The organism is Aidingimonas lacisalsi, assembly GCF_008079445.1.
In the GTDB taxonomy this organism is placed as follows: Bacteria; Pseudomonadota; Gammaproteobacteria; order Pseudomonadales; family Halomonadaceae; genus Aidingimonas; species Aidingimonas lacisalsi.
In genome coordinates, this window is sequence record NZ_VRYH01000005.1 from 21214 (window position 1) to 41119 (window position 19906).

Below are 19906 nucleotides of genomic sequence, written 5' to 3' on the forward strand. Positions count from 1 at the left end.
ATGCAATTGGTCTGACCTATTATTAAGCCCCCGGTGTATCAAAAATGCTGAATCAAGTCATGTGTCGATTCCACGCTCACGCCTTGCGTCTCGAGCTGCGCCAGGCTGAACCGATGCGACGTCTCGGCATCCCAGGAGCGGCCATGCCCATCCGCAACCGCTAGACAGGCACAGGCATCCTGAGCAACGCTGACCGACAAACCGAGACACACGGCGTGACGCACACTGGTACTGACAGCACCAGTCGTGGAGAACCCGGCAACCACCAATTGGGAGATTCCATGGCGCCCCAACCACGTCTCGAGGTCGGTGCCGACGAAAGCGCTGCTTACATGTTTGGTGACAATGCGCTCACCAGGACGAGGCTGGACACACGCCTTGAATTCGGCACCGACATGACCACTGCGGTAGAGGGATTTAGGCGCATGCGAAAAATACCTGACATGCACGATAGGACCATTGCCACCACGCCAGCACGCCAGTAAATCCGTTAATCGCGTTTCCATCCAAGGGTTACTGAACTCACTGGCCTGTGCCAGTTCATCGATGGCCTGCTGGACATCGATAAGCATCAATGCCGAACGCTCATCGCGAGCATCATAAAGATGCAACCGTGCATTACCGACCTGGGTCCCCATGGGCACCTCCTTGACCACATCCTTGCAGCATAGGAGTTAGCGCGGCAATCTGCCCGCAAGGCTGTTTGGAAAACGATTCATCCCCTGATACCGCACGCACGGGCTCACCGGGGATGATGCTTCAGCAGTCGCTCGATCATTCAGGACGAGCAGGATAGATTGACGGGAGGCGCGTTACGAGACGGCACTTGTTGCCATACGTCCATGTCAGGCCGTTCGGTGAAGGGGTCGGCAAGCAGCTCGCGAAACGTCCGCAACGGCTCACTGTCCCCCGCTTCAGCCGACTCGATCACCGACTGGGCCAGGTGCGTACGCAGGACATATCGCGGGTTGACGCTTGCCATCGCGTCATGGCGCTGCTGCCGAGATCGCGGTTCTTGTGCCAAGCGGTCAGTATAGTGCCGCAACCACTGCACCAAGGCGTCATCATCGGGCTCACACTCCAGGGCAGCCGCCACATCAGCAAACGACGCCTGGCTACCATCGTAATCGACGAGCGATAGAAACGCCCCATGAAAATCCGCACTATGCTTCTCGAGCAACGCGAGCCAGGACGATACCAGAGCGTGGTCCTCCTCCCATTTCTCAGCCAAGCCCAAACGCTGGCGCATGTAGTCGGCGTAGGTTGATTGCAAGCGTGGCTCGAACGTATCCAGAATGGCCCGCAAACGCTCGACATCAATCAGCGGCGTCAGCGATTGCGCCAAGACAGCGAGATTCCAAAGCGCCACGCCTGGCTGCTGATTGAAGGCATAACGGCCTTCGGCATCGGTATGATTGGGGACAAGGCGTGGTTGATATCGGTCCATGAACGCATATGGACCATAATCGATCGTCAGGCCCAGTAACGACATATTGTCGGTATTCATCACCGCATGGACGAAACCGTACGCTTGCCATGCTGCGATCAGATCCGCTGTCCGCGTTACCGTGTCCTCGAACAAGGCCTCGAAGGGCGCTTCCGCCTCACGCAGTAACGGACGGTGACGCTCGATCACATGCCATGCCAGGCGCTCGATATCCTCTGGCCGCTGCCGTTGGTACAACCACTCGAAATGCCCAAAACGAACGTGACTCTCCGATAAGCGCAACAGCGTAGCCCCCGGCTCGACACGTTCACGCATGACCTTTTCCTCATTGACCGCGACCGCCAACGCCGTTGTGGTGGGAATCCCCAACCCCGCCATCGCTTCGCCGGCCAAGTATTCTCGAATCGATGAACGCAAGACGGCGCGGCCATCACCAAAGCGTGAATATGGCGTCTGACCGGCGCCTTTCAGATGAAGGTCGACAAAACCGCTGTCGGTAACGGCTTCACCCAACAGCAAACCGCGACCGTCGCCAAGCGCCGGGTTGTAACTGCCGAACTGATGACCGGTGTATTTCTGAGCGATAGGTTCCATGCCCGGTAACAATTTGCGTCCGGCCATCAACGATGTCAGCGTGGCATGCTCGTCTTCGTCTCTCCACAGTGCTTCGGCATCGAGCCCGAGCTGACTCGCCCCCAGCGGACTGACGTCAAGCACGCGCGTGCCTGACCAGGGCGTCGGAGTGACGCGGGTAAAGAAATCATCAGGAAATTTTGCCCAGGCGTTATCGAAACGCAAATCGTGCAGCGTCATGGTCTTCTCGGATGGCATGTGCATTGACTGCCACTGTAACGCCTAGCGCTTCCCCCGACCAAACTGCGTCATCGGCCGATGCCATAGGGTTCCAGAGCACGCAGGCAAGACGTTACCAGAGCACAAAAAAACCCTACCCGCATTGCAGCCGAGTAGGGTTCATAGTCAATGAATGATACTGTCACACAGTCAATAACTCATTGAGCCGCTTGACATAAGCGGCCGGGTCATCGAGGTGGCCTCCCTCCGCAATGATCGCCTGATCCAGCAGAATGCGAGACAGATCCGAGAAGGCATCGCCGTCGGATGTCTCGAGTCGTGTCACCAGCGCGTGCTCGGGGTTGAGCTCGAGTATCGGTTTGACTTCGGGCAGTTTCTGGCCGGCCGCCTCCATGATGCGACGCATCTGGAACCCCATCTCGTGCTCGGGGAGTACCACACATGCCGGGGAGTCGGTCAGACGATGAGTGATCCTGACTTCCTGTACTTCCTCACCCAGCGACTCTTGAACGCGTTTGACGAGACCTTCCTTGGCCTTGGCCGTTTCTTCCTGTGCCTGCTTTTCGTCTTCGTCCTCGATCTCGCCCAGATCCAGGTCGCCCTTGGCGATATCCACGAATGCTTTACCGTCGTACTCCGTCAAGTGACTCATCAGCCATTCGTCGACGCGATCGGACAGTAGCAGAACCTCGATCCCTTTCTTGCGGAAAATTTCCAGATGGGGGCTATGCTTGGCCGCATTGAAGCTGTCGGCAACGATATAGTAGATCTTCTGCTGCCCCTCTTTCATGCGCTCGACATAAGACGCCAGGGACTGATCCTGCGTCGAACTGTCGGTATGCGTCGTGGCGAAACGGAGCAACTCGGCAATCTTGTCACGATTGGCATAATCTTCGGCGGGTCCTTCCTTGAGGACGCTGCCGAACGTATTCCAGAACGTCTGGTACGTTTCCTCGTCCTTGGACAGTTTCTTCAGCATGTCCAGGGCACGCTTGGTCAGGGCCGACTTGAGCTTGTCGACTTGCGGATCCTGCTGCAACAACTCTCGGGAGACGTTGAGCGACAAATCCTTGGTGTCGATCACTCCCTTGATGAAACGCAGATAGAGCGGCAGGAACTGTTCGGCATCGTCCATGATGAACACGCGCTGAACGTAGAGCTTGAGGCCACGCGCCCCATCGCGCTCGTACAAGTCGAAAGGAGCACGCTCGGGTACGAACAGCAGGCTGGTATACTCCAGCTTGCCTTCGACCTTGTTGTGACTCCAGGTCAGCGGGTCGGAAAAGTCATGTGCGACGTGCTTATAGAACGCCTTGTACTCGTCCTCGCTAATCTCCGACTTGGGACGAACCCACAATGCCGTCGCCTCGTTGACGGTTTCCCAGCCATGCGTCTCGTTGCCTTCGTCGTCTTTCTCGACCGAGGGCATACGAACCGGCACTTCGATATGGTCGGAGTACTTGCGAACCAGACTCTTGAGGCGAAAGTCGTCGGCGAATTCCTTGGCATCTTCCTTGAGATGCAGCACGATTTCGGTGCCCCGTGCAGCGCGCTCGATATCAGCGATCGTGAACTCGCCGGCTCCCTGGGAATGCCATTCGACCCCTGAATCGTGCGGTAGATCGGCGCGCCGTGTCCTGACCGTCACTTCATCGGCCACGATGAAGCTCGAGTAGAAACCGACACCGAACTGACCGATCAGCTTGGCATCCTTTTGTTGCTCACCGGATAGCTGCTTGAGGAATTCGGCCGTGCCACTCTTGGCAATCGTGCCGAGATTCTGAATGACATCATCGCGGCTCATACCGATGCCATTGTCACGCAGTGTCACGGTTCCCGCCTCGGCATCGTGTTCTATCTCGATGCGCAACTCGCTGTCATCTTCATACAGGCCGTCGTTGTCCAGCGCCTGATAACGCAGCTTGTCACAAGCATCGGCGCCGTTGGATATCAACTCGCGCAGGAATATCTCCCGATTGGAATACAGGGAGTTAATCATCAAGTGCAATAGCTGCTTGACTTCTGTCTGGAAGCCTAATGTTTCTTCATGGGTAGCGGTGGACATGAATCGAGTCCCTCATCGATCACTCAGACATTGATATATGCCGACACGGAATGCCGGTCGTCGTGTCGTGTTCGAAATATGGGGCTCGGATGACACATTTCAAGCACCGTTTACCAATGATCGGTTGCGGATGGTGTCTCACCCTTCCAGCGTCGGTAGTCATCCAGGCTACGATCGACGCGTGTCAGTAACCAGCCGACGATGACCACATCATCGAGCAGGCCGATCAGCAGCAGCACGTCCGGGATCAGATCGAGCGGCGAGAGGAGATAAATGATTGCGGCCGCCATCCAGCCAAATGCTTGCCAGGGGACAGGACGATAACGCCCCTTGATGACGTCGGCAGTCATTGGCAGAAACCAGCGCAGCGCCCGCTTCAACCGGCTCAAGGCCCCCGCGCGCTGGCGTAAGCGGCCCCACAGCGTGTGACGTGTCAATTTAGGCATCGATGCTCTCCTTGGCGGGGCCGACATCGAGTGACACTTCGTTGTTGCTCGATTGTCGGATTCTGGCGACACTACTCAAGCACCTCACTATCGGCGAGGATAGGGAGCATTCTGGTTGCAAGGCAAGCATAGGAGATTCACCGGATGCGCGGATCGAGCCTTTTCGGACGCTGGTACATGACGCTTGCCGGTCTGGCATTGTGTCTCCCCTTGGCCGCACCTTTCGCATCCGCGAGTAGTGATAGCGACATGCGCGAGGCACTGGACGCCGCCCGCCAGAAAGACTGGTCGACCATTGATCAAGCGGCTATCGAAGACCACGAACTCGCTGGTTATGTCGCTTACCACCGTTTGCGCGACCGACTTCCGACAGCATCCGCAAGCGAGGTACAGGCATTCATCGACGAGCACTCGGATTCACCGTTATCGAGGTGGATGCGAAACCAGGCCATTACGGCCTACGGAAAAGCACAGCGATATGACAGAGTGTTGGCCATCAGCGACGTGGTGCCCGATGATACCACCCGCCGATGCCACTACTATCGTGCCCTGCTTGAACGCGACCCCCGACAAGCGACGGAAGGTGGTCGACAACTGTGGCTGAGCGCGCATTCCCAACCGTCGGCCTGCGACTCGCTTTTCCAACGGCTGATGGCCAATGGAACGATCGATGACGCCCTGATCTGGGAACGGATGATGCTGGCATGGCAGGCCGGTGAAGCCGGACTGATGAGTTATCTGGAACGCCAGCTCGGCAGTGGCTGGCAGACAGGTATCGATGCCGTCGAACGCGTGCAGAATGATTATACCGCCATTACCCGAGTTCCCACCCGTATCGGGCCCGATGGGCAGGGTGGCGGGCCCCTGTTCGCCGCGGCCATGTACGGTTTCACTCGTGCCGATACCGAAGCGGCCCTGGAAGCCTGGCGCAAAATCGCGCGCCATGTCCCCGTCAATGACGAACAGCGCCAGACTATCGAGCGAGACTTGGCGTTTTACTCGATGGTCAGGGATGTCCATAACAATCGCGCCTGGGTCGATCAGGTGTTGCCTCGGCTAGACGATCAGGAACTACTGACTCTGCGCGTACGCGAAGCACTGGCCAACCGTCACTGGCGCAGTGTCATCGACTGGATCCATCGCATGCCCGATGAACCCCGTCAGGAAGCCCGCTGGCAATACTGGCTAGGGCGTGCCCTCGAAGAACTCGGTGACCCGCAAACAGCCGAGACGGCGTATGCCGCCGCTGCGGTCGAACGCAACTTTTACGGTTTTGCCGCCGCAGATCGTCTCGAGCGCCCGTATTCTCTGAATCTGGAGCGCACGTCCTTCAATGACGCATACCGAAACGAGATTGCCGACTGGCCGCAGGTCCAGCGCACTGAAGCCTTGATGCGTATTGGTGAACCTGGATTGGCCAACAGTGAATGGTTCTATGCCATCGAACATGCCTCTCCTCAGGAAGCGCGAGCGCTGGCCGACTATGCTGCCAACCGAGGCTGGTTCGTGAAGATGATCCAGACCACTATCCAGGCCGACCTCTGGGATGCACTGGATTGGCGCTTTCCCAGCGCTTACCGCGACCAGTTCCTTAAATGGGGCAGAAACAATGATGTCGACCCCTACCTGCTAATGGGAATCGCGCGTCGAGAAAGTGCGTTCAACCCCAGAGCCGCCTCGCCTGCGGGTGCCCGTGGCCTCATGCAATTGATGCCTGGCACGGCAACGCACGTGAGCCGCAAGCTGGGTATCGGTGATCCAGGCCCGACGGGATTGGAGAATCCCGAGATCAACATCCGACTGGGAAGCGCTTATATCAGTGAGATGCTCGAGCGGTATCGCGACAATCGACTAGCCGCAACGGCCGCCTATAATGCCGGGCCGGGCCGAGTCGATCGCTGGCTACGCAATGCACCGGAAGAGTTCGACCTGTTCGTCGAGAGCATTCCTTTCAGCGAAACGCGCAACTACGTCCAGGCGGTCATGGCCTACCGCGTGATCTTCGAGAGTCTGGCGAACGGTGGCGAGACCCAAGGCGTGGCGATGATGACACCCCGTGAGCGTGATGTCAGCTACAGCCCTTCGCTACTGGCAAGGCAGTAACGGATCGACTCACTCGATGGGCCGCCGCAAACCGACTCAGGCGGGACGTTGCTGAAGCGCCAACTTGCAACCGAAGACCACCAGAACGGCGCCAGTCATGCCATCCAGGCCTCGCGATACCCATCGCTTGGCCAACCAACGGGTGGCTCCGCCCACCACCGCGGCAACCGCAATCTGCCAGACATTGGCAACCACGAAGTGTACCCCAGCCAGCCACAGCGACTTGATCAACGCCGGATCGTCAGGTGCCAGGAACTGAGGAAGAAAGGCCATGTAGAACATGATCGTCTTGGGGTTGAGGACGTTAGACAGCAGCCCCTCGCGCAGCGGTACCCAGAAAGCTACCGGCCGACGCGCGGTATGGACCTCCTCAATGCGCAACCCTTGTCCCTGACAGGCACTCCAAAGGCTCTGTAGCCCCAACCAGACCAGATAGGCGGCACCAGCCATCTTCAAGACATTGAACGCCCACGCGGATTGCAGCAGTAGCATCGAGATCCCCAGTGCGGAAACCGTCGCATGAACGAACAATCCACTGCAGATCGCCACGCTGGTCAGTACTCCATCACGCAGGCCTCCACGGCTGGCATTGCGGATAACCAGCAAGGTATCGACCCCGGGACTGAGCGTGAGCAAGGTGATGGCCAACAGGAATGGCAGAAACTGTTCGTCGATCATTGAAAAATATCTCGTCTGGAATGACGCAAGGAAATCTGATCGTTGAGCGTCCAGAAGTCATACAGCACACCGAGCAGGAACAGTCCTCCCGTCAGCAGGTAGAGAATGCCGGTCAACCATTTCCCCATGTACATTCGGTGCAGGCCGAATACGCCGAGAAAGGTCAGCAGAATCCAAGCCAGTGAATAATCAATGGGCCCGACCTGAAACCGCAAATCCGCTTCACGATCCATGGCGGGTATCAGAAACAGGTCGATCAACCAGCCGATACCCAACAGCCCGAAGGTGAAGAACCAGATCGTACCGGTCACCGGCTTGCCGTAGTAGAAACGATGTGCCCCCAGGAAGCCGAACAGCCAGAGCAGATACCCCAGTAGCTTGCTGTGCGTATCATTGGGAGCCGTACCTAATGTCGCCATAGTGAGTCCTTGTTTTACGTCAAATGCCCCGTGCACGTCTGCCTGACGCATCTTCGCCCAGCCAGCAGCGTCTCGCAACGCTGTCTGATGCGCCGATCATAGGAAAGAAACCGCGACTGGCTGGACGCCTCGCTCATTTCCATCTACAGTAATTCCTGCAGATCGCGGAACGGGCAGGAGGCGATGCAGATTTGCTTGACGCATCTCCTCTACTGTTGCATGATCAGCAGCGTAGGTTTGCAAGTAAGAAAGTCGTCAGTTGTTGATCGATTCCTTCGAGACTCCACGTGCGCACTTCTTCTTTGCTGGACCCACGCACAACGGGTCGCTGAGGCGTTTCGCCCTGTCCCGGTAACATCATTTAGTTAGTTAAGGAAATCGACAATGGCAACTGGCACTGTCAAGTGGTTCAACGACACCAAGGGTTATGGCTTCATCTCTCCGGACGAGGGTGGTGATGATCTGTTCGCCCACTTCTCAGAAATTCAGGCTGAAGGCTTCAAAACCCTGCAAGATGGCCAGAAGGTGAGCTTCGACGTCACCCAGGGCAAGAAAGGCCTTCAGGCCGCTAACATCAAGGTCACCAACTGAGTTTGGTATCTTGATCTAGCCAGCATGTAGTCACCTTCCCGTGACTCGACCATGCAGGCTAACTAGGACCCACCATCGCGTGGGTCCTTTTTATTGCTACCCTTGCCGCGACTTTCATCATGCTCGGGCTAGCGGACCGCTCCGAAGAGCGGCCCTCATACATTCTTTCATGGCTCGTCGCTACGGTTCGAAGACGGCGCTTCTCCGGTGTCCGGTTCCTCTACGCCTTCGAGATCATCAAGTCCCTCAGCAGGGTCCTGACTCTCGATCTCCTTGAACTGCTCATCTATCTCGCGCTGCGCTTCATCGAAACGGCGCTCTGTCTCTTCCATGAACTCGTCGACATCCGAACGGCTCGTTTCACCCGGCAACGTATCTTCATCGTCAATCACATCAGGACCTTCTCCGAGCGTTTCCGCCTCGGCATCAGCGCCTTCGACCTCTTCTTCCAGCGCTTCGAGATCGCCCTCCGGACTTCCGGATGCCGGATCGTCGCCACCTTCACTGCCGCTCGCAATATCGCCACCACCACCGGCAGGCACGTCGTCCTCCGTCGACGCTGTCAGCTCATCATCATCGGTCTCGGAGGAGGCCTCCGGCTCATCGTCCTGTACAGCCGTTTCCGAGCCGCCACTACTATCCTGCGCGGTCTCATCATCCTGTATGCTCGTCTCCGAGCCATTACCACTATCCTGGGCGGTGTCATCCTCCTCACTGTCACCACACCCGGCTAACCCAAGGGCCAGCACCAGGACCAAGGGCATCCAGGGTTTCTTGATCATCCTCATTCTCCAGTCATTCAAATCGACAGCTACATTAGGTGCAGTTATTGCATCAAAGCGCTTGCCCCAACGCAAGCGAACACGCCACCGCTAAAGCAACTCATCCACGACCGCCATCCCGATCTTCGGCTGCGCCGTTCTGAGCCAGGTAACAACGCGCCGTTTTACGTGGCGAAGAGCTGGCCTTCAATATCACGAAATGCCTTGAATTCCAAAGCATTGCCACTGGGATCAAGGAAAAACATGGTTGCCTGTTCCCCTGGCTCGCCTTGAAAACGCACATAGGGTTCGATTTCGAATGCCACGCCTGCAGCACGTAGCCGATCAGCCAGTGACTCCCACTCCTCCATTTCCAGCACGACACCAAAATGCGGAACAGGCACCCCATGACCATCGACCGGGTTGCGATGCAGACCGGCACCACCCTCCCCCAGCTCCGGGTTTAAATGGCAGACGAACTGGTGGCCGAAGAAATTGAAATCGACCCAACGCTCGCTCGAGCGGCCTTCTGAGCAACCCAGTAATTCACCGTAGAATCGGCGGGCTTCAGCAAGGTCATGGACCTGCATGGCAAGATGAAACGGATTAGGCATGTGAGAATCTCCTCTACATTCATTGTCGGTACACAACGTACGGGAGTCTACGTTGCGTGCATCATGCCCTCTTGGTAGAGAGCAGCGAACAGGCCGGTGGCAGCAGCATACGTATCGCCCTCGACTCGATCGTGGCTTCGAAATGATCGATGTGGAACGGTTCACCATCAAGCGTTACCGGCAAGGGACCATCACCGTCGAAATGCAACTGCGTCGTCTGAAAATAGGTTACGAAATCGCCGCTATTCGGTAACGCTTCAATTTCGGCAAGCGCTTGTCTCATTTCCGCGAGTGAGGTGAAATCACGGACGATCAGGACATCCAGCAAACCATCATCGAGGCGCGCCGAAGGTGCCAGACATTGCCCACCGCCCGCCTGAGTCCCATTGGCGACAGCCAACAGAAACAACGGAGCGCGGCTGTGGCCCTCAGGCCAGCGTAACTGCCCCTGATAAGGCTGATAGCTCCACGCCTTGAGCGCCCCCATCAACGAATAGGCTCCACCGCCCAGAAAACGCTTGAGGGGTTCCGGCGTCGTCGATGTCACTTCCGCTCCGATACCGCATGACGCCATATTAACGAAGTACTGCTGCCCGGAACACACCACATCCGTTTCAACGGGGAGTGCATTCATGGCCATCTTCAGTGCCGGCAGAGGCTCCAGCGGTAGTCCCACGCCATTGGCAAAATCATTGGCAGAGCCCAGTGGCAACACACCCAGAGGCACGCGCTGATCTTCCGGCAATGACATCAGACCATTCACGACTTCGTTGATCGTTCCGTCGCCACCGCCTGCGATGATTCGCTCCACCCCTGCCTCGACCGATTGGCATGCAAACCGTCGTGCATCACCGGCCTCCCAGGTGACAACCACGCCGAGGTCGAAGCCGGAGTCACGCAGGGTAAATACCGCTTCTCTCACCTCGGGAAACTGTGCCGACTTGCCGTTGAGTATCAAACGGGCTGACTGGCATGATTCCACCTTCATTCTCCTTCGACACGTTGTACGGAGACTCTCACGCTTTACCCCGTCGTGCGCAATCATCCATTAATGGATCGATGCATTTGACGTATATCAATACCCACATGATTCTTGGGGTCTCTGAGCAATGTCGCTAGTATAGTATCCCTCTGCGCTCACCCTTTTGATGGCAAATGGAAAATAGGCTTGATACAGCAATTTCGGGACTTCCTCAGCGCACTGCTGCATGCCATACGCAACCTACTGCCAATCATCCTGGTCGTCGTGGCTTTTCAGGCCTTGTTGCTGAGAGAGTGGCCTCAAGATGCAGGAAGCATGGCGGCAGGTCTGCTTGTCGTGGCAGTCGGTGTCGCATTGTTCCTCAGAGGGCTCGAACTCAGTATTTTCCCCATAGGCAAACGACTCGCCAACCAGTTTGCAAGGCGAGGATCACTGCCCATACTCCTGGCTTTCGGTTTTGCTATCGGCTTCTCGGCCGTGGTTGCAGAACCCGCGCTGATCGCCGTTGCAGAACAAGCCCAGCAGATCAGTGAAGGCCGCATCGATGCCCTGATGCTACGCTTGGTCGTTGCCACTTCCGTTGGCATTGTAATGGCCTGCGGCGTACTACGAATCATCCTGGGGCATCCACTTCACTGGTACATGATCATCGGCTACATCATCGTGGTCATCGTGACGTTTTTCGCGCCTGAAGAAATTGTCGGTCTAGCTTACGACTCGGGGGGGGTTACGACCAATATCGTGACTGTCCCCTTGATCGCTGCCATGGGGATTGGGCTGGCCACCTCGATCCGTGGTCGTAGCCCATTAGTGGATGGCTTCGGACTGGTGGCATTGGCTGTCATGGTACCAATGATCAGCGTGCAGCTATACGGCATCCTAGTGTATGCAGACCCAGGTAACCTATCAGGTAATGTAGGACTCGTTACGAGCAGTAAGGAAGGCATGTCACCTGCGGGACCCATTCAAGCATTACTCGACCTGCTCGTCATGCTACGCGATGTTTTACCCATTTTATTGGTCATCCTGTTTTTCCAATATCTCGTATTGAAGCACCCCCTCACAAACAAGCTACAGCTTGGTGTAGGGTTCTCTCTCGTCATAGTAGGGTTATACGCTTTTGTGGTTGGCCTGAAACTCGGCTTGTTTCCTATCGGCAAGCAGATGGCCGAACAATTGATTGGATTTGACAGCTGGTTCTGGATATACCTGTTCGCATTTGCCATCGGTTTTGCAACGACCATGGCTGAACCTGCATTGATCGCCATCGGTGATCAGGCAGAAGAGGCTGCGGCAGGCAAAATAAAAGGGAATATCATACGCATATTGGTTGCCATCGGGGTCGCTGTTGGGATCACGGTTGGGGTGCATCGAATCATTACTGGTGATTCCATCCATTATTACATCATCGGCGGGTATGCGCTGGTTATCCTGCTGACAGCCATCACGCCTCGCTATATCGTCGCGCTGGCTTTCGATTTAGGGGGAGTCACAACCTCAGAGGTGACAGTACCGCTGGTGACAGCGTTGGGCATCGGGTTGGCGAGCCACATCGATGGTCGTCACGTATTGATTGATGGGTTTGGCCTTATCGCATTCGCATCGATCTTTCCTATAGTCATGGTAATGAGCTATGCCATCGTGATCGAGAAGTTGGCACATACGAGAGGTCGGATATCATGAAATTTTCCCTATTGGTAGCTATCGTCGCCGAGGAACTTGAGCAAGAGTGTATCGATACAGCCACAGAGTCGGGAGCTGCCGGCATGACGTTGATCTCGGGACGCGGTATCGGTGGAGAACCCAAGAAAACGTTTTTCGGCCTAACATTTGAGGGCAGCCAATCCATCATGCTGATGACATTGGAAAAAGGGCTGTCGCTTAAGGTTCTCAAAGCCATCCAGGCTGTCGTCAATCCGGATGATGAGGATTCCCGAGGTATCGTCTTCACCCTGCCAATCGAACACTTGGGGGGTATCGACATGTCGCAGATCAAGCGTTTCGAGGCACAACTCAAGGAAACGCTCTGAGACACAGAGTGCCTCCAAGCTCATTCACTACCTAATGAGGGCGAATTATGCTAGTCAAGGACATCATGGTGCGTGATGTAGTCACCGTATCGCCATTGGCATCACTGCGTGATGCTCTCAAATTGATGAAGGACCATGACCTGAAATCGCTGGTCGTGGAGCAGCAGACACCACATGATGCCTGGGGGGTCGTCACTTACACCAATGTGCTTAAGACGATTGTCGCCGAAGACGGCGATATCGACTTGGTCAACATCTATGACGTCTGTGCCAAGCCCGCCATCAGCGTCGGTGAATCTCTCGACGTACGCCACGTCGCTCGACTGATGACGGATAATGGTGTCAAGCGTGTACTTGTCCTACACGACAATGACCTGACGGGCATTGTCACTATGAACGATATTGTCGGAACCGTGATGGAAATGATCGAGTAACACTTAACTCTGGCAATTACTCTGACGTCGGGCACAGATAGAATGTGATAACATCGTCACGCTGTCGCAGGCTTGATGCGAGTCGTGTCAGATTATTGCGTTCCAGCGTCTGCAGTGTCATACGGTACTCGAAGACTGATCCCTGCTGTATCAATGAGTAACTGATGGTTTTGATGCGACAATCATGTGCCTTGATCCACTGCCGCAACGCGTCCTCATCCGGAGTCGCCCCTACCGCAAAGCACACACTATGATCGGCGAAATGCTGACTCGGCATACGGGCTTCGACCCAGCGAAACAGTGACAGCGTCAGCAACGTGATCAGTGAAACGGTCACCGCCGGCATCAGGAACCCGATGCCATAGAGAATCCCCAACGCCGCTGTCATCCATATCGACGCGGCTGTGGTCAGTCCCATGACCGTCAAGCCTTCCTTGAATATCACACCCGCGCCCAGGAAGCCGATGCCGGTCATGATCCCCTGCGCCATGCGCGTCGGATCGGTATTGATCGCCGAATCCGGCAAGACTGACCCGAACCACTGTGCCTGATGCGTCGTAACGATCATCAACATGGCCGATGCCAGGCACACCAACGCGTGGGTTCGGAACCCCGCTGGACGCCCATGGTAGCTGCGCTCGAGTCCAATCAGGCTACCCGCTAGCCAGGCAGCCAACAGGTTCACCACGATCAGCCAATGATCCTCCGACATGGATACCGCCTCCTTGCTCGATGTCACGACCTTCGTTATCCATCATAGCGCGACCACGCAATGGATCATCACACTAGTACCAACGCTATATATCCCAGACTACCAGTACCGCTCGAGGGATTGGTACGATACAGGCACGATGTCACGCTTCCAGGGACAGGCACATGCAAGATGATGGAATTTCCAATTGGCTGGGGGAGCGCGTCGGCGAAGCGATCCGCTTTATCATCGACTTGCTGGCGCTCCTTTTCGGCAATATCAGCCACACCGTGGAACGCTTCGTGACCGGGTTGACCGAGGCATTGGGCATCAGCTCCTCGATCTTCAGTCTGCTGTTCCTGCTGATTGGCTTATGGCTGCTCTACCAAGGTATTCGTGCCTTACTGGGACGCCGTATCGTCGGCGGGTTGATCTGGCTATTCGTTGGGTTGATCGTGCTGAGCTGGCTAGTCGGCTGAGCGGCAACGAGGCCGCTCCCATGAGCGGCCTGCATCGATACGTGCAGCGTCACTCCACAGCCAGCGCCTTTTCCACGACTTCATACACGTTGGGCGATAAATCCTCGCCACGAATACGTTCGAGCTCGGCCTTCATCAACGCTTGTCGTGACTCGTCGAAGCGTTGCCATCGAGTCAACGGGGTAATGATCCGGGCGGCAATCTCGGGATTGAGCCTGTTAAGCTCAATGACCACATCGGCCAGCAGCTTATACCCCTCGCCATCGGCACGGTGGAAATTGACCCGGTTCTGGCCGGCGAAAGCCCCGATCAATGCGCGCACCTTATTGGGATTGGTCAGCGAGAACGCCGGATGATCCATCAGGAACTTGACCCGTTCCAGTGCATCCGACTGGGGTCGGGTCACCTGGATGCTGAACCATTGATCCATCACCAGTGGATCGTGAGCCCATTTCTCGCCGAACGTCTTGAGCGCTGGGTCAGCGAGATCTCCCCGTGAACTGTGGGTCAGCAATGTCAACGCAGTACGCACATCCGTCATGTTGTGTCCGGCATCGAATTGGTTGCGCGTCAACTCGATGGCCTCTTCATCCTCGATCGACATGAGATAGGACAAGGCGACGTTCTTCAGATTGCGTTCGGCGATCTGGCCCGGCTCGGGTTCATACGGCGCATCAGACCGGTTGGCACGATACACGGCCATGAACTCATCACGCAGTGTCATGGCCAACGACTGCTTGACGAAGGTTCGGGCTGCATGGATGGCATCGACATCCACCACTGGCTGCTGCTCGGCAATGTAGGCCTCCGAGGGAAGCGTCAACATCTCGGCCAGTACCGCCTTATCGTCCGCCTCCATGGTCAACAACCCACGGAATGCCTCTGTCACACGCCCATCCATGACTTTTTCCACCCCATTGCGATGAGCGGCTATGAGGTCGTCCATGGCCAGCAAGGCCAGGCGCTGTCCAGCATCCCAACGGTTGAAACCGTCCGAATCGTGCTGTAGCAGGAAAGCCAGGTCTTCACGCCCATAGGGAAAGCGGACCTTGACCGGAGCCGAGAAGCCGCGTAATAACGACGGCACCGGCGCTTCCGCGATATCGGTAAAAACGAACTCCTGCTCATCCTCACGCAGATGGATCACCGTATCCGTGCCGAGAGACTCACCATTCAACGTCATGGCCAGATCATTGCCCGACTTGGTGCCTACCATGCCCAAGCGGACGGGAATATGCAGCGGTAGCTTTTCGTGTTGATTGGGCGTCGGCGGTGTCCGTTGGCGCAGCGTCAAACGGTATTCACACTTGGCGTAGTCGTAGTCACCGATCGCATCGATTTCGGGTGTCCCTGCCTGAGAATACCAACGCATGAACTGTTCGAGATCCAGGCCGGACACGTCTGACATGCAACCGACGAAATCCTCGATGGTGACCGCTTGTCCATCAAAACGCTCGAAATAGAGATCACTCCCTCGGCGGAACGCCTCCCATCCCAGTAGGTTACGCAGCATACGAACGATTTCTGCGCCTTTCTCGTAAATGGTCAGCGTATAGAAATTCCCGATCTCGATATAATGACCGGGCTGCACCGGATGCGCGGTCGGCCCGGCATCTTCAGCAAATTGAGCGGTCCGGAAAAAGGAGACATCTTCGATACGCTTGACCGGTGCGGAATTGATATCGGCGGAATAACTCTGATCACGGAATACCGTAAAGCCCTCCTTGAGGGACAACTGAAACCAGTCGCGACAGGTGACGCGATTTCCCGACCAGTTATGGAAATATTCGTGGGCGACGATGCCTTCGACGCGCTGGAATGTCGCATCGGTTGCCGTTTGTGGATGGGTTAGCACCGCCGCTGAATTGAAGATATTGAGGCCCTTGTTTTCCATCGCCCCCATGTTGAAGTCGTTGACGGCAACGATCATGAAACGGTCCAGGTCGTATTCACGACCATAAGTGCGTTCATCCCAGGCCATGGCACGCTTCAAGGAAGCCATGGCGTGATCTGTCTTATCCAGGTTTTCCGCTTCGACCCATAGCTGGAGGGTGACCTCGCGACCGCTCATGGTCGTGAAGTGATCCTCGACCTTTTGCAGATCCCCAGCTACCAGCGCAAACAGATAGCAAGGCTTGGGATGCGGATCGTCCCATGTCACGAAATGCTTGCCATTGGGCAATTCGCCCCGCTCCACCGGATTTCCGTTGGATAGCAGCACCGGCTGACTGTCTTTGTCGCCGATCACCGTCGTGGAGAACGTCGCCATCACATCAGGGCGATCCGGGTAGAAGGTAATACGACGAAAGCCCTCGGCTTCACACTGAGTGCAATACATACCGTTGGACTGATAGAGGCCTTCCAACGCCGTGTTGGCTGCAGGATCGATCTCTACCTCGGTATCGAGCACGAAACGGTCGGGCACTCGATGCACGGTCAAATACGAACTGTCGACCTCGTACTCATCGACGTCCAGTTCCTGACCGTCAATGGCGATACGCTGCAGACGCAACTCCTCACCATCCAGAGTTAACGGTAATTCCCCTTCCTGCCGTTCAGGATGACGTTCGAGGTGCAGCCTGGCGGATACACGGGTCGCCGATGAGGCGAGATCGAACTTGAGCTCCGTGTGAGTGACACGATAGGCCGGAGGCCGGTAATCATGTAGATAGATCGGCTGCGGTGCTGATGCTGACATCAAAGGAAGGCTCCTGTTGGATAATCGCCATTCATTGTAAGTGGGGCATGGCAATCGACTCAAAATCAAGCGCTAACGATGATGACAGGCGGGTAGTATGACCGCTCATCGCCGTGCGGGCAGCGATTCATCGGTCATGGCACCGACACGCTGGGGTTCAGGGCGGGTCAGTATCCAGATCCCCACTCCTGACAACCCGAAAGCAAGGCCGAGTTTCACGATCAACGTATCGACTGTCAGGACGACGATCAGCACCGACAGTGCCAGCATGATGACGGCCAGCCATTTAGCATGACGAGGAATAGCGCGTTCATCCTCCCAAGCCCGTACCGGGGGACCGAAGCGAGGATGCTCACGAATCCAGCGTGCAAAACGCGGAGAACCCTTCGATGCCGCCCACACTGCCAGAAGCATGAAACACGTAGTGGGCATCAGAGGGAGGAACATGCCGATCACACCAAGGCCAAAACTGACCCAGGCCAACACCAGATAAGCGGCCTGGCGTGCTGACCGAAATACGGGAAGCGTCGACCTTGTCAACGATCGTGGCATCCAGATATCTCCTTGAACCTCACCACAAGCCCCGGGGTTGTCGATGCAATGCCTGCGACGATACCGACCGTTGGATGTCGCCTGACGACTCGAGTCGTACCAGCGTCGAACGATCTGTATAGTGTAGCATCAATGCCTGAATGCTCGGTACGGGTCGCGGTCATTCACCAGCGTCTTGTTCATTGATGGCTCAATTCAACCTCGAACCCACGGCCCGAGGGAAATGCGTTGCGGCTATGGAGCATCTAGGGTGATTCAATTAGCCTTTTCTCCATCATCGCTTAGGCTCATCGCGTTCTCGACGGACCGATACCAACCAACTGGAAAGAGGGTTTCGATGGCACGCCTTGTCAACGCTTGCCTGATCATGGCCATCATCGCCATGACACCCGGCATGGTGTCGGCCGACGAACGTTTGAATATCGTCGCAACAACCAGCATGGTGGGGGATACCCTGCGCCAGGTCGGCGGTGACCATGTCGATGTGCGCAATCTGATGGGCCCCGGCGTCGATCCGCACCTTTATCGCCAGACACGCAGCGATATCGCCGCCATGACCCGTGCTGATGCCATATTCTGGAATGGCCTGTATCTGGAGGCACAGCTCGAGGAATTCCTGTTCCGGCTGGAGGAACATCGTCCGGTATATGCGCTGGCTGAATCGGTGCCACAGGACCTGCGGCTCGCTCACGAAGATTACAGTGACCAGTACGATCCGCATGTGTGGATGGATCCGCAACGCTGGCGTTATGTCGTGGAAGCCGCGCGCGACGCCTTGATCGAACTCGATCCCGAACATCAGGGCGATTACGCAACCAATACCACGGCATTTCTCGAGCAAATCGAACGGCTGGATGACTATGCGCAGAAAGCGCTTGCCAGTGTTCCTTCGCATTCGCGAGTTCTGGTCACGGCCCATGACGCCTTTGGCTATCTCGGTGATGCCTACGATTATGAAGTACTTGGCATACAAGGCTTTTCCACGGAAAGCGAGGCCGGACTCGCGCGCATCGAACACCTGGTCGACTTGCTCGTGGAACGGGAAATCAGTGCCATTTTTATCGAGTCATCGGTTCCCAGGCGCAATATCGAAGCCTTGATCGAGGGAGCCGCATCCCGGGATCATGACGTCGCCATTGGCGGTGAACTATTTTCTGATGCCATGGGCCCAGCAGGCAGTTACGAAGGGACCTATATTGGTATGATCGACCATAATGTCACTTACATAACGCGGGCGTTGGGAGGACAGGCTCCCGCTCGTGGCCTGAATGGCAAACTGGCCGCCAATGCGGAGGAAAGCGAGTGAAAACGGCCCACGCCATGCAGCATACCGACACGACCAGCCCGCTGACCATTACCGGGCTAACGGTCAGTTACGGCCAGAAACCGGTGGTCTTCTCGGTGGACTGCGAAGTCCCCGAAGGCAGCCTGATGGCGATCGTCGGTCCCAACGGGGCAGGAAAGTCGACCCTGCTCAAGGCCGCCTTGGGCATCGCCCCGCGTATCTCCGGAGATATACGGGTCTATGGACAGCCTTACCGCATGCAAGCGCATCGCCTCGCGTATGTCCCGCAACGCAGCAGTGTCGACTGGGACTTCCCCACGACGGTACTGGAAGTCGTACTCATGGGGCTGTTCCATACCATGCGCTGGTGGCAGTTCACTCGACGGCGACATCGCGACAAGGCGATGGCATGTCTGGCTCGTGTCGGCATGGATGCATTTGCAGATCGCCAGATCGGCCAGTTGTCCGGTGGCCAGCAGCAACGGGTCTTCCTGGCCCGGGCCCTGGTCCAGGAAGCCGACCTGACGATACTCGATGAACCTTTTGCCGGTGTCGATGCGGCGACCGAGAAAGCGATCATCGAAGTCCTGAAATCACTCAAGCGAGAAGGCAAGACGCTGCTATGCGTGCATCACGACCTCTCGACCGTGAGTGAGTATTTCGATCATGTCCTGCTGTTGAATGTACGTCGCATTGCCATGGGACCGGTGCAAGACACTTTCACCGCCGAGCATCTACAGCAAGCTTACGGTGGTCGGCTCAATGCCATCCAACTGGAACGAATCACCCATCCCGACTCCTCAGTATCACAGGCTTGA

20 protein-coding genes are annotated in these 19906 nt (G+C 56.4%); 8 read left to right on the forward strand and 12 right to left on the reverse strand.

Annotated elements, in window-relative coordinates; translation table 11 throughout:
• Positions 1–38: 38 nt before the first annotated feature.
• From FVV99_RS11440 to FVV99_RS11455, 4 genes are all read right to left on the reverse strand, one after another.
• Complete coding sequence (locus tag FVV99_RS11440; RefSeq protein ID WP_148254231.1) at positions 39–638, reverse strand: isochorismatase family protein; 600 nt, start codon at positions 636–638, stop codon at positions 39–41.
• 140 nt (positions 639–778) lie between these two features.
• On the reverse strand, positions 779–2260 hold the full coding sequence (locus tag FVV99_RS11445) for a protein adenylyltransferase SelO (RefSeq protein ID WP_161598994.1): 1482 nt from the start codon (positions 2258–2260) through the stop codon (positions 779–781).
• Positions 2261–2441: 181 nt separating this feature from the next.
• Positions 2442–4325, reverse strand: coding sequence for a molecular chaperone HtpG (htpG, locus tag FVV99_RS11450; protein WP_148254233.1), 1884 nt, complete (start codon positions 4323–4325; stop codon positions 2442–2444).
• A 110-nt stretch (positions 4326–4435) separates the two neighbouring features.
• Positions 4436–4771, reverse strand: a complete 336-nt coding sequence (locus FVV99_RS11455; RefSeq protein WP_201745077.1) for a YkvA family protein — start codon at positions 4769–4771, stop codon at positions 4436–4438.
• 144 nt (positions 4772–4915) lie between these two features.
• Here FVV99_RS11455 and FVV99_RS11460 point away from each other — a divergent pair, with 144 nt between their 5' ends.
• Entirely contained in the window at positions 4916–6874 is a 1959-nt protein-coding gene (locus FVV99_RS11460; RefSeq protein WP_236645397.1) for a transglycosylase SLT domain-containing protein, read from the forward strand.
• A gap of 36 nt (positions 6875–6910) precedes the next feature.
• Here the strand turns inward: FVV99_RS11460 and FVV99_RS11465 are convergent, their stop codons facing one another.
• Complete coding sequence (locus FVV99_RS11465; protein WP_148254234.1) at positions 6911–7552, reverse strand: LysE family translocator; 642 nt, start codon at positions 7550–7552, stop codon at positions 6911–6913.
• Positions 7549–7971, reverse strand: coding sequence for a TM2 domain-containing protein (locus FVV99_RS11470; RefSeq protein ID WP_148254235.1), 423 nt, complete (start codon positions 7969–7971; stop codon positions 7549–7551). Before FVV99_RS11470 ends, FVV99_RS11465 begins: the two co-directional genes overlap by 4 nt.
• Before the next feature lie 384 nt (positions 7972–8355).
• Here FVV99_RS11470 and FVV99_RS11475 point away from each other — a divergent pair, with 384 nt between their 5' ends.
• On the forward strand, positions 8356–8562 hold the full coding sequence (locus FVV99_RS11475) for a cold-shock protein (protein ID WP_092571174.1): 207 nt from the start codon (positions 8356–8358) through the stop codon (positions 8560–8562).
• Positions 8563–8729: 167 nt separating this feature from the next.
• Here FVV99_RS11475 and FVV99_RS11480 read toward each other — a convergent pair whose 3' ends face one another.
• From FVV99_RS11480 to yegS, 3 genes are all read right to left on the reverse strand, one after another.
• Complete coding sequence (locus FVV99_RS11480; RefSeq protein ID WP_148254236.1) at positions 8730–9344, reverse strand: hypothetical protein; 615 nt, start codon at positions 9342–9344, stop codon at positions 8730–8732.
• A 164-nt stretch (positions 9345–9508) separates the two neighbouring features.
• Positions 9509–9937 (reverse strand): VOC family protein, encoded by a 429-nt coding sequence (locus FVV99_RS11485; protein ID WP_148254237.1) that lies wholly within the window; start codon positions 9935–9937, stop codon positions 9509–9511.
• 61 nt (positions 9938–9998) lie between these two features.
• Positions 9999–10925, reverse strand: coding sequence for a lipid kinase YegS (yegS, locus tag FVV99_RS11490; protein ID WP_148254238.1), 927 nt, complete (start codon positions 10923–10925; stop codon positions 9999–10001).
• 180 nt (positions 10926–11105) lie between these two features.
• On the opposite strand from yegS, the gene FVV99_RS19000 reads away from it, so the two are divergent.
• The 3 genes from FVV99_RS19000 to FVV99_RS11505 are packed head-to-tail and all read left to right on the forward strand — an operon-like array spanning position 11106 to position 13383.
• On the forward strand, positions 11106–12602 hold the full coding sequence (locus FVV99_RS19000; RefSeq protein ID WP_330860351.1) for a DUF1538 domain-containing protein: 1497 nt from the start codon (positions 11106–11108) through the stop codon (positions 12600–12602).
• Positions 12599–12949, forward strand: coding sequence for a P-II family nitrogen regulator (locus FVV99_RS11500; protein ID WP_148254239.1), 351 nt, complete (start codon positions 12599–12601; stop codon positions 12947–12949). Before FVV99_RS19000 ends, FVV99_RS11500 begins: the two co-directional genes overlap by 4 nt.
• A 47-nt stretch (positions 12950–12996) precedes the next feature.
• Positions 12997–13383: a CBS domain-containing protein gene (locus tag FVV99_RS11505; protein WP_201745078.1), complete on the forward strand. Its 387-nt coding sequence runs from the start codon at positions 12997–12999 to the stop codon at positions 13381–13383.
• A gap of 16 nt (positions 13384–13399) precedes the next feature.
• Here FVV99_RS11505 and FVV99_RS11510 read toward each other — a convergent pair whose 3' ends face one another.
• The gene (locus FVV99_RS11510; protein ID WP_148254241.1) at positions 13400–14095 is read right to left on the reverse strand and encodes an MgtC/SapB family protein; all 696 of its coding nucleotides are present in this window, start codon (positions 14093–14095) and stop codon (positions 13400–13402) included.
• 164 nt (positions 14096–14259) lie between these two features.
• On the opposite strand from FVV99_RS11510, the gene FVV99_RS11515 reads away from it, so the two are divergent.
• Positions 14260–14553, forward strand: coding sequence for a hypothetical protein (locus FVV99_RS11515; protein WP_148254242.1), 294 nt, complete (start codon positions 14260–14262; stop codon positions 14551–14553).
• 49 nt (positions 14554–14602) lie between these two features.
• On the opposite strand, the gene pepN is transcribed toward FVV99_RS11515, so the two are convergent.
• Together pepN and FVV99_RS11525 are read right to left on the reverse strand one after the other, a co-directional pair.
• Positions 14603–17251, reverse strand: a complete 2649-nt coding sequence (gene pepN, locus FVV99_RS11520; RefSeq protein ID WP_148254243.1) for an aminopeptidase N — start codon at positions 17249–17251, stop codon at positions 14603–14605.
• Between the two features lie 105 nt (positions 17252–17356).
• Positions 17357–17803 (reverse strand): YbaN family protein, encoded by a 447-nt coding sequence (locus FVV99_RS11525; protein WP_148254244.1) that lies wholly within the window; start codon positions 17801–17803, stop codon positions 17357–17359.
• A gap of 337 nt (positions 17804–18140) precedes the next feature.
• Here FVV99_RS11525 and FVV99_RS11530 point away from each other — a divergent pair, with 337 nt between their 5' ends.
• Together FVV99_RS11530 and FVV99_RS11535 are read left to right on the forward strand one after the other, a co-directional pair.
• Positions 18141–19109 (forward strand): metal ABC transporter solute-binding protein, Zn/Mn family, encoded by a 969-nt coding sequence (locus FVV99_RS11530; protein WP_148254245.1) that lies wholly within the window; start codon positions 18141–18143, stop codon positions 19107–19109.
• Entirely contained in the window at positions 19106–19906 is an 801-nt protein-coding gene (locus FVV99_RS11535; protein WP_330860355.1) for a metal ABC transporter ATP-binding protein, read from the forward strand. The genes FVV99_RS11530 and FVV99_RS11535 overlap by 4 nt, the downstream gene beginning before the upstream one ends.